This is a genomic window from Acinetobacter sp. WCHAc060006 (assembly GCF_004209135.1).
Classification (GTDB): Bacteria; Pseudomonadota; Gammaproteobacteria; order Pseudomonadales; family Moraxellaceae; genus Acinetobacter; species Acinetobacter cumulans.
The window spans coordinates 96,997-111,441 of sequence record NZ_SGSS01000005.1 but is presented as its reverse complement, the minus strand read 5'-3'; the positions used below and the strand labels follow the sequence as shown (position 1 = coordinate 111,441).

At 41.4% G+C, this 14,445-nt stretch carries 11 protein-coding genes; 7 read left to right on the top strand and 4 right to left on the bottom strand.

The genetic code is table 11. From position 1 onward, the window contains the following. The first annotated feature begins 275 nt into the window (after positions 1-275). Both EXE29_RS04825 and EXE29_RS04820 read left to right on the top strand, forming a co-directional pair. The gene (locus tag EXE29_RS04825; RefSeq protein ID WP_106986271.1) at positions 276-2,078 is read left to right on the top strand and encodes an acyl-CoA dehydrogenase C-terminal domain-containing protein; all 1,803 of its coding nucleotides are present in this window, start codon (positions 276-278) and stop codon (positions 2,076-2,078) included. A gap of 170 nt (positions 2,079-2,248) precedes the next feature. Then, positions 2,249-4,030: an acyl-CoA dehydrogenase C-terminal domain-containing protein gene (locus tag EXE29_RS04820; protein ID WP_106986272.1), complete on the top strand. Its 1,782-nt coding sequence runs from the start codon at positions 2,249-2,251 to the stop codon at positions 4,028-4,030. Between the two features lie 46 nt (positions 4,031-4,076). On the opposite strand, the gene EXE29_RS04815 is transcribed toward EXE29_RS04820, so the two are convergent. Beyond that, positions 4,077-4,709 carry an FMN-binding negative transcriptional regulator gene (locus EXE29_RS04815; protein WP_120364032.1) on the bottom strand — a complete coding sequence of 211 codons (633 nt, stop codon included), beginning with the start codon at positions 4,707-4,709 and terminating at the stop codon, positions 4,077-4,079. A gap of 149 nt (positions 4,710-4,858) precedes the next feature. Here EXE29_RS04815 and EXE29_RS04810 point away from each other — a divergent pair, with 149 nt between their 5' ends. Continuing rightward, positions 4,859-5,356, top strand: a complete 498-nt coding sequence (locus EXE29_RS04810; protein ID WP_106984644.1) for a phosphate-starvation-inducible protein PsiE — start codon at positions 4,859-4,861, stop codon at positions 5,354-5,356. Positions 5,357-5,451: 95 nt separating this feature from the next. On the opposite strand, the gene EXE29_RS04805 is transcribed toward EXE29_RS04810, so the two are convergent. Then, positions 5,452-5,943 (bottom strand): RcnB family protein, encoded by a 492-nt coding sequence (locus EXE29_RS04805; protein ID WP_227865854.1) that lies wholly within the window; start codon positions 5,941-5,943, stop codon positions 5,452-5,454. 171 nt (positions 5,944-6,114) lie between these two features. Here EXE29_RS04805 and EXE29_RS04800 point away from each other — a divergent pair, with 171 nt between their 5' ends. Then, positions 6,115-6,573: a hypothetical protein gene (locus EXE29_RS04800; RefSeq protein ID WP_117007211.1), complete on the top strand. Its 459-nt coding sequence runs from the start codon at positions 6,115-6,117 to the stop codon at positions 6,571-6,573. A gap of 87 nt (positions 6,574-6,660) precedes the next feature. Here the strand turns inward: EXE29_RS04800 and EXE29_RS04795 are convergent, their stop codons facing one another. Beyond that, entirely contained in the window at positions 6,661-8,127 is a 1,467-nt protein-coding gene (locus EXE29_RS04795; protein WP_120364031.1) for a phospholipase D family protein, read from the bottom strand. Positions 8,128-8,242: 115 nt separating this feature from the next. After that, positions 8,243-10,354, bottom strand: coding sequence for a zinc piracy TonB-dependent receptor ZnuD (gene znuD, locus EXE29_RS04790; RefSeq protein WP_120364030.1), 2,112 nt, complete (start codon positions 10,352-10,354; stop codon positions 8,243-8,245). A 144-nt stretch (positions 10,355-10,498) separates the two neighbouring features. Between znuD and EXE29_RS04785 the strand changes: the two genes are divergently transcribed. The 3 genes from EXE29_RS04785 (at position 10,499) to EXE29_RS04775 (ending at position 14,392) form a co-directional block, all read left to right on the top strand. Further along, complete coding sequence (locus EXE29_RS04785; protein WP_120364029.1) at positions 10,499-11,278, top strand: DUF4184 family protein; 780 nt, start codon at positions 10,499-10,501, stop codon at positions 11,276-11,278. Between the two features lie 160 nt (positions 11,279-11,438). Then, positions 11,439-13,223, top strand: coding sequence for an aspartate--tRNA ligase (gene aspS / locus EXE29_RS04780; RefSeq protein WP_120364028.1), 1,785 nt, complete (start codon positions 11,439-11,441; stop codon positions 13,221-13,223). Between the two features lie 302 nt (positions 13,224-13,525). Continuing rightward, entirely contained in the window at positions 13,526-14,392 is an 867-nt protein-coding gene (locus EXE29_RS04775) for a lysophospholipid acyltransferase family protein (protein ID WP_120364027.1), read from the top strand. The last annotated feature ends 53 nt before the right edge of the window (positions 14,393-14,445 follow it).

Here is a 14,445-nt window from a genome sequence, read left to right as displayed (position 1 = left end):
TTAAATAGCGCTTTATGAGGCGACATAACTTTTTACGTTTTTGACTATTCTGCTCATTAATATTGAAGCAAAACTGTATACACTCTACACACTTAGGATTTTCAAGATCAGATTCTTTGACTTTACAGTCACTAAGAAATGCCCTGGAAATGCTTGTACCTTACAATAAGATGTTGCACGATTAACCCATTGCAAAAACATGTGTCATTGAAGACACGATTAACCTTTATTTAGGATTATTAACGCTGGTAGAAACCAGTATTGAGGAAAACGATATGCCACAATACAAAGCGCCTTTACGTGATATGCAATTCGTTCTGCATGAATTATTAAATGCTGAAGAACATTATGCGAAACTTCCTGCATTTTCTGACACCGTAAGCCGTGAATTGGTTGACCAATATTTAGAAGCCGCTGCAGATTTCTGTGAAAACGAACTATCTCCTTTAAACCAAGTCGGCGACCGTGAAGGCTGTACTTGGAACGATGGCGTTGTAACAACTCCAACTGGCTTTAAAGAAGCGTATCAAAAATACATCGAACTAGGCTTCCCTTCTCTTTCTGCAGATGAAGAGTTTGGCGGTCAAGCATTACCAAACTCTTTAGGTATTTCTATCTCTGAAATGGTCGGTACTGCGAACTGGGCTTGGGGTATGTACCCTGGTCTTTCTCATGGTGCTGTACGTACTTTAGAGCACCATGGTTCTGCAGAACAAAAAGCAGCTTACCTTCCAAACCTAGTATCAGGTGTTTGGACGGGCACAATGTGCTTAACAGAATCTCATGCAGGTTCTGACCTTGGTATTATCCGTACTAAAGCTGAACCACAAGCAGATGGTAGCTATGCAATTTCTGGCGAGAAAATCTTTATCTCTGCTGGTGAACACGACATGGCTGAGAACATCGTCCACATCGTTCTTGCACGTCTTCCTGGCGCACCTAAAGGTACAAAAGGTATTTCTTTATTCATCGTACCTAAGTTCAACTTAACTGCAGATGGTTCTGTAGGCGAGCGTAACGGCGTACGTTGTGGTTCAATCGAACACAAAATGGGTATCCATGGTAACTCTACATGCGTGATCAACTTTGACAACGCAAAAGGTTTCCTCATTGGACCAGAAAACCGTGGCCTAAACTGCATGTTCACATTCATGAACACTGCACGTATTGGTACTGCTGTACAAGGTCTATCTGCATCTGAAGGCGCTTTCCAAGGTGCTTTAACTTATGCAAAAGACCGTCTAGCAATGCGTTCTTTAACTGGCCCTAAAGCACCAGAAAAAGAAGCAGATCCAATTATCGTTCACCCTGCTGTACGCAACATGCTATTCACACAAAAAGCATTTGCAGAAGGCGGTCGTGCACTAGTTTACTTACTTGCTCAACACGCTGACGTGGTAGAAAAAGGCGCGACTGAAGAAGAACGTAAGTTCTCTGACAACATCTTGTCTCTTCTTACACCAATCGCTAAAGCATTCTTAACTGAAACAGGTTCTGAATCTGCGAAACACGGTGTTCAAGTCTTCGGTGGTCACGGTTTCATTTCAGAACACGGTATGGAGCAAATCGTACGTGATACACGTATCTCTTGCTTATACGAAGGTACAACTGAAATCCAAGCGATTGACTTGTTAGGCCGTAAAGTATTGGGTACTCAAGGTGCAATGTTGAAAGACTTCACTAAGATCATCCACAAATTTGCAGAAGCAAACAAAGATAATGCAGCAATGGCTGAGTTTGTTGCACCGCTTGCTACCCTAAACAAAGAATGGGGTGACTTAACAATGCAAATTGGTATGAAAGCAATGCAAAACCCTGACGAAGTGGGTGGCGCAGCAGTTGATTACCTATACTTCTCTGGCTACGTAACACTTGCTTTCCTATGGGCACGTATGGCACTTGTAGCACAAGAAGCACTTGCAGCAGGTACAACTGAAGTTGACTTCTACAACGCGAAAATCACAACAGCACGTTTCTACTTCAAGAAAATCTTGCCACGTGTTCGCGCACACGTAGACGTGATTGCTGGTGGTGTAGATCCACTCATGACTTTAGATGCTGAACACTTTGCATTCTAATTTCAGTGCACACTGAACAATAAAAAGAACAAAGGACAGTCATTGATTTGGCAGTCCTTTTTCTTTATAACTAATTCAAAAATTAAGCCTTTAGTCGTCTAACACTGCAAAAAATTATCGCTTAGACTGATTAAATCGTTACGAATCAAACAATAAACAGGTGACACACGATGCCAATTTATAACGCACCTCTTGCGGACATGAAATTCATCCTAAACGATGTATTTAAAGCAGAACAATTCTGGCAAGACAATGAAAATCTTGCACATGTAGATGCAGCAACGGCTGAAGCAATTTTAGAAGAAATGGCAAAATTTGCTCAAAACGTAACGCATCCTTTAAACCGTACAGGTGATGAAGAAGGTGCAACATATAACAACGGTAGCGTAACAACACCTGCTGGCTTTAAAGAAGCATTTAAACAATATGCTGAAGGTGGCTGGATTGGTCTAGGTGCAGACGAAGAATGGGGCGGTCAAGGCATGCCAAAAATGCTGACTGTTCTGTCTGACGAAATGCTTTTTGCGACGAATCCATCTTTCATGCTCTACCCGCTTCTTTCAGTTGGTGCAGGCATGGCATTAAACAGCTATGCATCACAAGAGCAAAAAGAAACTTACCTACCAAAAATGTATACAGGTGAATGGTCAGGCACGATGTGCTTAACTGAACCACATGCAGGTACAGACTTAGGCATTATTAAAACTAAAGCTGAACGCAATGAAGACGGCACCTACAACATCACAGGTACGAAAATTTTCATTACTGGCGGTGACCACGATCTTTCTGAAAACATCATTCACTTAGTCTTGGCAAAAACACCAGATGCACCTGCAGGTTCACGCGGTATTTCACTGTTTATCGTGCCGAAGTTCATCGTGAATGCTGACGGTTCTTTAGGTGAGCGCAATGCAGCAGGCCCAGGTTCAATCGAACACAAAATGGGGATCAAAGCATCTGCAACGTGTGTAATGAACTTTGACGGCGCGAAAGGTTACCTCGTGGGTAAAGAAAACGAAGGCCTTGCTGCAATGTTCGTGATGATGAACTACGAACGTTTATCTATGGGTATTCAAGGCCTCGGCGCTTCTGAATTTGCATACCAAAATGCTGCGCAATATGCGACAGACCGTCTACAAGGCCGTAGCGCATCTGGCGTGCAATCCCCTGCTAAACCAGCGGACAGCATTTTAGTTCACGGTGATGTACGTCGTATGTTATTAAATGCACGTGCGAACAATGAAGCATCTCGTGCATTTGCAGTCTATGTTGGCCAGCAACTCGACATCACTAAATTCTCTACCGATGCAGAAGCAGTGAAAAAAGCCAATGACCGTGTTGCGCTTTTAACACCAATTGCAAAAGCATACCTAACAGACACAGCATTCAACGCCACTTTAGATGCACAAATGGTGTTTGGTGGACATGGCTTTATCCGTGAATGGGGTATGGAACAATGTATCCGTGACTTACGTATTGCCCAAATTTACGAAGGTACCAACGGCGTTCAATCTCAAGATTTAATCGGCCGTAAAACCATTAAATGTGGCGGCGCGTTCATTGCTGAATACATCCAAGAAATCCGTGATTTTGCCAATGACTTAAGCGCTGACCTAAACTTCATTAAAGATGCAACTTTAGATGCAGCTGCAGAAGTTGAGTCTGTAACGCAATATGTACTTGAAGCAGCAAGTGAAAACGTAGAATTCTCGAACTCTGCAGCGGTGGATTATCTACATGCTGTAGGCCTACTCAGCTTCTCTTATATGTTTGCCCGCATTGCCAATGCAGCCAAAGATAAAGACGGCGAGTTCTATCAAAACAAACTGTCTCTTGCACTGTATTTCGTTCAACGCGTTTTACCTGAACTTGCTGTACGCATTCAAAAAGTAAAAGCAGGTTCTGAAGTAATTATGAACTTCTCTGAAGATTACTTTACCAATCAGGCTTAAGCCTCCTTAAGTTTGAAATAAAAAAGCCCGAATATTCGGGCTTTTTTTATTTCTCTACTGGATGATACTGCCGCACCGAATCTGCCATTTCAGCATTCGAAGTCGCCAACGCCTTTGCTACATTCATCGCATCTACAATACTGCGGTTTTGACTCACTTTAAACTTACCCACAATTGAGTCTATTTCGATTTCAATCGCCACAATTTTCTCTAATTGTTCAATAATAAAATCATTCGGTGCATCACCCATTTTCCATGGCACAGCTTGCGTGGCTTCATGAGTACGAGTTAAACGAGCCAAAATTCCACGCAAATATTTTTCATCCGTGACTTTACGTATTTTGCCTTTGACATGCACTACACGATAATTCCATGTCGGCACGACGCGGTGATGTTCTTGTTTTCCTTCGTACCAATTTGGCGAAATATATGCCTGATCTGCATGAAAAATCACATAAGCTGATCGCTCATGTTCCAGTAAGTTAAACAGCGAATTTGCTTTGGCAATATGCCCACGAAGCATGCCCTTTTTGCCAGCTGAACGATCCAGTTCCAGCGGAATATGATTGGCCTCAATTTCCCCTTCATGAACCACCATCACACTGGCTAATGGATGCGCTTCAATACAGTCAAATAGCTCCGTTAAATCTTCCTGCTGAAAATGAGTCGGCAAATACATTCTATTTTTCTCAGACGAAATATCACCCGAACAACATAACATTAAAATTCAGCCAATTTATTTAAAAAAAATCTAATTTCGCTATTTAATGTGCATGAAACTTGCTTGTTATTTAATGAAATTTAACACTTTATATAGGAGGATAAGCCATGAGCCACCGCGACCCACGAATTATAAAACTTGAATCCCTCCTCGATCGTTTAGGCAATCTTGCCGTAGAAAGCTTTCACTACATTGCTTTATTTATTATTGGCTGTATGGTGATTTGGTCTGCTGGACATACGGTTTTTGAAATACTCACCGTAAAAAAATTCGCGACTATTGACGATATTCTCTTGCTGTTTATTTACTTAGAACTGGGTGCAATGGTGGGGATATACTTTAAAACCAATCACATGCCCGTACGTTTTCTAATTTATATTGCCATTACAGCACTGACACGATTATTAATTGCTGACATCCAACACACGCACAAAGCCAGTATGGATTTGGTGATTATTACGGGGTCTATTTTAATTTTAGCCTTTGCCATTTTGGTCGTGCGCTATGCATCTTGGACATATCCATCGGTTATTCGTGATAAACACACCGAAAAACCACTACCTGAAGGCAAAACCCCACGCCCAGAAGATGATGAACTCGCATAGACTCTGATAGTGCCCGTCCTCACCTGAGCAAGCTTTAAAGCACTGCTTTTAAAAGTGACGTGAAGTGAGGGTTCGGGATATCTGATAAAACCTGATCAATTCGATGCTAAGACATAACGACCATTTTCAAAGATCCAAAACATACCTGTTGGTGGTGCAGGCAAACCTAGTCGGTGCCAATCTGAAATCACACGATAAGTGGAACTCGAAATACTGGCCGTAGCAGGATCACCATTGACCCAACTATAACTTTGCGAATTTTGAATAATTGTTGTGGGTGCTTGGTACTGGATACTAATACCATTTTGAATTGGTGGACGGTGCTGTGGCGGACGCGGTTGATTTGGGTAAATGGGCGGACGATGCTGTGAATTGTTTGGATACTGCGGATAATGCTGAACATTAGGCTGTTGTGGATAGTTAGGACGGTGCCCCTGTTGCTGATAACCATTATGCGGTGGCATAGGTCTGTTTTGCTGCGCACTCGGAACACCCTGATAGTTTGCCCATTGATTTTCAGCAAAGGTCAACGGACTCGCACTGAGTAATCCAGCTGTTAGACTTAATGCAAATAATGCTGTTCTCACAAGATGCTCCTCCTCTATATGTGCATTCATTATAAAAGCATTTTTAGGAGAAAAAATGAACACTGCAGGGATTTTTTGCAATGCCGTAGATAAGCATGAATAAGATTGAATGAGCATTCATTACAGTGGAATATGCTAATATTCTTTTTATTTCGTTGTGGATCCAAAGCTGTGTCTGAATTAAGTTTTGACCGACTTTATCAATTCTTCTGTAAAGTTCCGAGTGTGCAACAAAACCATATTGACTCTTATGGTACAGATGGTAAAAGTGCATGGTGGTTTAAATTTCAAATTAATGTCGATCATCCCTTGGCATGGCAAACCGTACAAGAGCTTGGCCATGTGTTGAACTATATTTCTAAAAATGAACGCTTACCGACTCAGTTTTTACCGGTATCACCACCACCCTATATGAATGGTGAAGCTAAACAATTTTTAGCATGGGTCATTCAATGTAATCATGACGACTTTCCACCCGATGTGGTCTGTGACTGGCTTGAGGCACGCTTGCCACAACCTGTAGAAGATGAAACCAAGTGGAAAATCAAAACTGATTTGCATGAATTGGATAATATGACGGATAAGGATTTAGATACCTTAGTACCACCAAATCCAGAACCGAAGAATTAAAACTGATTAAATCCCTCCTAACCTCCCTTTAAAAAGGGAGGAAAGTCCCTCTTTTGAAAAGAGGGATTGAAGGAGATTAATACAATTCTAAAAAGTAGATAACCCGCTCCATTCCATAAAACGGTATAAGGCATATTTCAGTTTAGATTCATCAGCATATTGACGATATGGCACACTCATTTGACGGCCATCTAAATTTGACCATGCACGATTAAAATACTGATTGGCTTGTGTAAATACCCGAGCATCACGCCCACCAATAACATTTAAATCTGTTTCCAAATTATAGTTTTTTAAATTGCGCGCAGTGAAATTTGCCGAACCTAAAATCAATTGAGTCGTATACATATCACGTTTTAACAGCATTTTACTGTGGCACTGCTCGCCTTGGGTATTGCACCAACGCACATCAATACCCGCATTGTTCAGCTCAGCCGCCACTGGCCGGTTAGGAATACCATTTTTAGTACGGCCAAACGCATCTTTATTTGGATCTAAGAGTACTCGGATTTTTACACCGCGTTGATGTGCTGCAATTAACTGCTGAATAATCTGACGCTCAGATAAATAAAACATTGCGATGTCGATTTCTACGCCAGCCTTTTGACTACTTTTAATCGAGTCAAGTACCGCCTGATAAATCGCACCTTCAGTCAGCACTTGAACTTGCGGTAATGTTTTCGCCTCTTCAAATTCGCCCGTAATCACTGCCGGCAAATTGGCTTTCGACATTGCACCAACGGCTTGTTCTGTCTGCAGCACATCCAGTGCGGTTTTGCCTTGAACTAACAAGGCCACATTTGAATGGCGTGAGCTTCCATCATGTGGATTCATGGAACTAACTAAGGCTTTCCAACCATCAACCGTGTCCACCACCATAGTTTTACGATGATTGGCTTTAAAATTTAGAAGCTCAAAGTAGCTACGCAAAGTGATTTTTTCATTGCCAAATGGATTCGGCAACCAGCCTGATTCCGTGTTATTTCCCATTCCCTGACAACATAAATACCAAATGCCAGACCACGTTGGATTAGATGCACGCAATGGACTTAAATCGGTTTCAATCACATCAATCCCAACTTGGCGCAAGTCATGGTATTGCTCAGAATACACACCACCGTAAACGGTATTGATTGGATCAGTGATGAACTTAATTTCGAGATTAGGATTGTATTTACGCTTCTCAATAAGCGCATTCGTCAATTGTTGCATAAGCGCTTGATGCTGTACTTTAGAATCGCCTACTTGCTGATTAAACAAGAACATATCGATCACAATCGTGCTTTGCGCCTGCTCAATCAATTGAAGCATTTGCTTGAAAATTTGCTGATCTACATGTTGCTGACCTGTCGTATCGAGATAAGTTTGATCAACCAAAAATTCCACATTTGCATGACGTAATTTACCCGTGTAATCCAGCCCTTCTGGTAAAGGCTTATACATGTGATATACAGCGGAAGATAAATAGCCTAGCGCCAATAACCCTACAACCAGCCCCACATATCGACGTGTAGACCAATTGAGTTTACGGTGAATTCGCTCAAAAATACGCATAATAAAAAACCTAGTCCAATATGCTCAGACTAGGTATTATCCATTGATTTTTCAAGCGGATTTCTGTGATTGTATGCAATCAAAGGGCTATTGCGCACTCATGATTGCAACTCATTTAAAAGCCAAACTCTACGCCTACGCTAAAGTTACGGCCAACTTGTGGAATGGTCGATAAGTACGATGCATGTGAATAAACTTGATCATCTAACAGGTTATTGGCTTTAAAATACACACGATAATCGTTGTCTTTGGCATATTGTCCTGCATACGATACGCCTAGGTTCACCATATTATAGCCTTGCGTCTCTTGCTCAAAGTCTGCAAATTTATCTTGCTTAAACACATGATAATACTCTGCTAAACCTGACCACTGATCAGTGAATTTTGCATCCACTTTAGTCCCTAAACGGCCTGAAGGTACGCGCGGTGCATTGGCGCCATCAATTTTACCTCGTACATAATCACCAAATAAGCTGACTTTATACAGATCACTCAGTTGATAACCTGTTTCCGCCTCTACACCATAAAATTTCGCTTTGTCTTGGGTATAGTCCACTAAGCGGAAGTTGTCGTGTGTCGCCGTTGTTGCTGCATAAATATAGCTGTCATACCAGTTGTGATACACATGTACATGGTAGTCCAACTTATCAGCTTCGTAATGTAAGCCCAATTCAACATTATTCGACTTTTCTACACCCAGATTTTCATTGCCACGTTCATAGGTATTAGTTGCAAAGTGTTTGCCATTGGCATACAGCTCTTGCGCCAAAGGCAAACGTTCTTGATGTGATGCCACAAAGGATAGTTTATAGTCTGGTGCAAATTCCCAGTTGACTGCACCTGAGTACGAAATTGCATAATCGCTAAAGTCTTTTTGTGTCGAATCAATATCAATTTTTTGCTGATCGGCACGTAAACCCAGTTCCACGTGGAAATCGCCAAACTGTTTATGCTCTAAACCAAATAAGCTCCACTTTTCTGTGGTACTCGGATTCATCAAGGATTCTTCGCCTGAAATATTCAGCTTTTGGCGGTTATATTGAGTACCAATAACCCCTTCCCAATCGGCAATCGGGTTATGCACCAACTCTAAGCGTGCATCATAGCCTTTACTTTTAAAGGTGGTTAATACTTCACTTTCTTCTAACTCATCATGCTTATAGTCGGTATAACTCGCATGTGCACGAAGCTTTTGAAATCCTGCAAATGGCTCAGATAATTCCGTACGTAAATCATAACGCTCAGATTTTAAGTCAACCCAAGGCCCACCGTGCTCTTCTTCATCGTGGTCATGCGTATGACCACCTGCACCATGTACGTCACAGTCCAACGCATCACCATGCGGATGGCAGTTTTCATATTCATGACTATGCCCAGGCAAACCATACTGATCTTCACGATTACTATAAGACAGCCCGACAAAACCGCGATCATGAATCCATGATCCACCAATATTTACGGTTTGGCCTTCGGCAAAAGTATTATCAACACGGCGTTCTTTTACAAACTCAGTGTGGGTTTCATGCTGACCATTGCCCAAATCATGTTCATGGCTGTGCTCATGTACATAATCTGGCGCGATATAATTATTGGCTTTACGTTTTGAGCCTTCTACACGAATCGCAAATTGATCACCCAATGCAGCAGTGACCCCAGCACTCGCCAGCTTTTCATCACTACCTGAGTTATAGCGGAGACCAACTTGACCTTCGTAGCCTTTATCAGGCATTTGCGTTGGGATTTTTTGATCAGTGACATTCACTAAACCACCCACCGTGCCTGCGCTATACAGTAAAGTTGATGGGCCTCGAATGATTTCTACTTGTTTTGCCAAAATTGGATCAACCGTGACTGCATGATCTGGTGAAAGTGCAGAAACATCTGCGGTTTCAGAAGCATGCTGTAATACTTTTACACGTGGGCCATCTTGCCCGCGAATCACTGGACGGCTAGAGCCTGAACCGTATTGGTTTGAATACACACCAAGTTCATCAGCCAAAGCATCACCAATGGTTGTACCACGTTCAGCTAATTTTTTCTGACTAACAATATGATCAGCAACTGCAAAATCGGCAGCTGATTGTTCTAGGGGATGGGCTTGTACATGAATGGTATCGAGTTGTTGTACGGCCCCCTGCTTAGATTGGGTTAAAACTTCATCTGCAAATGCAAACGGTGCCATAGAGGCAAAAATAGATACGCTGATTAATTTCTTCTTGAATAGCATGCTGGCAGCTCAGGTAGATGGCTTTGTTTTGTTATATTATAACATTTCAATATTTTTTCAATAAAAAACATTTCTTGCCACAGCTCTAAGTTATAATTTGGTAATTAGCTTTTTGATTTATTTTAAATAATTATATTTTAAATTATGCCCTTTACTATTTCGCATGCTGTTTTAGCACCGCCATTATCTAAATTAACTGGTGGCCGTTTGCCCATTGCTGCTTTAGCCATTGGCTGTATGGTGCCTGATTTATTCCGCTTGTTTACCAATGCCAATTATGAAGGCTCACATCAATGGTCTGGGCTCATAGTGCCTGATCTTTTATTGGGCTTAATCTTTTGCCTACTGTGGTATGCACTGTATAGACCCATGCTATTTACTTTTTTTGGTCTACATAAACCTCTCAATCTACACGGCCTCAATCAATGCTGTGGTTTTATTCTAAGCCTCATCATTGCCATTGTGGTGGGTACATCCACACACATCCTTTGGGATGGCCTAACCCATGTCGACTTTCGCACCTTTGCCTTTAAAAATATTTTACTGCAGCCTATTCAGCTCTTTGGTCACAGCTATCCGCTACACCGTGTTTTACAAATTGGCTTGTCTATATTAGCGCTACCTGTTTTAGCATGGATGATTTACCGCCATCACCTAAACCACCGTAGTAGCGTAATCGTCAATCGATGGACTAAAGCTTATGTCTATGCTCTAGGGCTACTGTCCTTGCTTGCAGGCTTTCTCAGCTATCTATATTTTGCAGAAAGCGTCTATTCTGATGCTTTTGTTCATGATCTCTATACTTATATTGGTAAATCGATTAATTATTTTTTTCGCGCATTTTTAGCTGTGTTTACTATCGGTAGCCTTATTTTTGTCATCCTTAAATCGGCAACAAATATTTTTAAGCCCTCAGTTGAATAAGCACGATTTAAAATGATCAATGCAGGGAAATTTTACGGTTTTAAAGCCTAGCCCTTGTGACAAAATGGTCAAAAAGAGGCATAATCGCTGTTTCGAATAAAAGCGGTACGCTGTTTACGTATTCGCTGACCTTAACCCATATAGTTGGATTTCTAACGCTATGATGCGAACTCATTACTGCGGTTCTTTAACCGAAGCTCAAATTGACCAAACCGTAACATTATGCGGTTGGGTTCACCGTCGCCGTGACCACGGTGGTGTAATCTTCCTTGACATGCGTGACCGTGACGGTCTTGTTCAAGTGGTTATTGACCCAGATACTCCTGAAGCATTCGCAACTGCGGACAAATCACGTTCAGAATTTGTTTTAAAAATTACAGGTCGCGTACGTCGTCGTTACGAAGGCACTGAAAACGCGAATATTACTAGCGGTCAAATCGAAGTGCTTGGTAAAGACATCGAAGTGCTTGCTGCTTCTGAAACACCGCCATTCCCATTGAATGACGAAAATACCAATATTTCTGAAGAAGTACGTTTAAAATACCGTTTCTTAGACATCCGTCGTCCTGAAATGTTAGATCGTCTTCGTTTCCGTTCTAAATTGACTAACCTTATTCGTAACTATTTCGAAGACAATGGTTTCTTAGACGTTGAAACTCCGATTTTAACGCGTGCGACACCTGAAGGTGCACGTGACTATTTAGTACCAAGTCGTGTTTCTAATGGTAGCTTCTACGCGCTTCCACAATCTCCACAGCTATTCAAACAGTTGTTGATGGTTGGCGGTATCGATCGTTACTACCAAATTGCTAAATGTTTCCGTGATGAAGACTTACGTGCTGACCGTCAGCCTGAATTCACACAAATCGACGTTGAAACATCGTTCATGAGTGACGATGACATCATGGATTTAATGGAACGTTTAACTGTTAAGATGTTCAAAGAACTTCTAAACGTTGAATTCGATAAATTCCCTCGTATGACTTATGCAGATGCAATGCGTGACTATGCATCTGACAAACCAGATATGCGTATTCCTTTGAAATTGGTTGACGTTGCAGACATGATGCAAGACGTTGAGTTCAAAGTATTCGCAGGTCCTGCTAAAGATCCTAAAGGCCGTATTGTTGCGCTTCGCGTACCAGGTGCTGGCGCGCTTCCACGTAGCCAAATCGACGAATACACTAAATTCGTGGGTATCTACGGTGCGAAAGGTTTGGCTTACATCAAAGTCAATGAACTTGAAAAAGGCATCGAAGGTCTTCAATCTCCAATCGTTAAATTCATCGAGCCAATCGTGCTTGATTTATTGAAACGTGTTGGTGCTGAAAATGGTGACATCGTATTCTTCGGTGCGGACAAAGCGAAAGTTGTAAACGATGCAATGGGCGCTTTACGTATTAAAGTCGGTCATGACATGAAGCTTGCAACTTGCGAGTGGGCTCCACTTTGGGTTGTTGACTTCCCAATGTTCGAAGAAACTGATGATGGCAAATGGACCTCTGTTCACCACCCATTCACGTTGCCAAAATCAAGCGTTGAAGAAGTGAAAAACAACCCAGGTGCTGCATTGTCTGTTGCGTACGATATGGTATTGAACGGTACTGAAATTGGTGGTGGTTCACTACGTATCTTCAACCTCGAAATGCAAAAAGCAATCTTCGAAGCGCTTGGTATTGGTGAAGAAGAAGCAGAAGAGAAATTCAGCTTCTTGCTTAATGCGTTGAAATTCGGTGCGCCTCCTCACGGTGGTTTAGCATTCGGTCTTGACCGTCTCGTAATGTTGATGACTGGTGCATCTTCAATCCGTGACGTGATTGCATTCCCTAAAACTAAGACTGCGGAATGTCCTTTAACTCAAGCGCCTGCGCCAGTTGAAGCGAACCAATTGCGTGACCTTGGTATTCGTTTACGCGAAAAACCGAAAGCAGAATCTCAAGAATAACTTCTGAGAGTCTAAGTCTTAAAAAACCCTGCTCTTTCGCAGGGTTTTTTTATTAAATGTTATAAATCTCAAATTAAATTACATAGCATAAAATCGAATATTTGGTTGACTTTGCTAATTCTAAATACCCATCTCTACGCTATGATGCCAAGCCTCATCATGAACAATTGAAACGTTCAATTTCATGAATCATTATATTTTGTTTTAAAGCTTCTGATCATTTTCATTATTGAATACAACCAGTCTTCTCTTAGCAAAATTCATTTTCATTCGCTTGTTATACTTTTGAGATCGACGACCTGATGTATTTCGTTTTTAAAATCATCTCTGCCCTACCTTTAGAACTGTTGCAAAAGATAGCCTCTTTCATTGCATTATTTCTTTTTTATTTTAACTCATCTATCAAACGTATCACTGCAATTAATATTCAACTCGCATACCCTACCCTTCCGATGGTGACACAAAGACAACTTGTCAAAAAAAGTATTCAAAGCCAATGTTTCACTTATATTGAGTTTATTAAGTGCTGGGATATGCCACCAAGCTATAGTCTCAGCTTACTAAAAGATATTTCTGGTGAAGACATCGTCAACGAAGCGCTTGCGAATAAAAAAGGTGTGATTGTTGTTGTTCCACATTTTGGCTGCTGGGAATTGCTCAATGCATGGCTAAATTTATACACTGAACCCATGATTATGTATAAACCTAACAAGCATAAAGGGATTAACCGTTATTTATTAGAAGCTCGGCAAAAATTTAACGCCACATTGGTGCCTACAGATGAAACTGGAATACGGAGTATTTTCAAACACCTAAAACAAGGTGGACTGACCGTTATTTTGCCCGATCACTTACCTAAGCCATCAGGTGATATTTACTATGAGTTTTTTGGGCAAAATACCTTGTCTATTACGCTGGTGTCCAAACTTGCAGCCAAAACCCAATGTAACGTTATTGGCTTAAGTTGCATTCGAAATTCAGACTTAAAAAGTTTCAACGTTCATTGCGAAAAACTGAGTGATGACATTCTATCCCGCGATTTACAACATTCTGTAGATCACCTTAATATTGCGATGCAAGAGATCATCAATCAAGCGCCAGAACAGTATATCTGGTCTTATAAGCGCTTTAGACATTGTTTAGGCGACATCAACATGTATCATCAATAAGCAGATTTTGCTCCATATAGTGCCACCATGCAGACCGTTGCCACAGATGGATT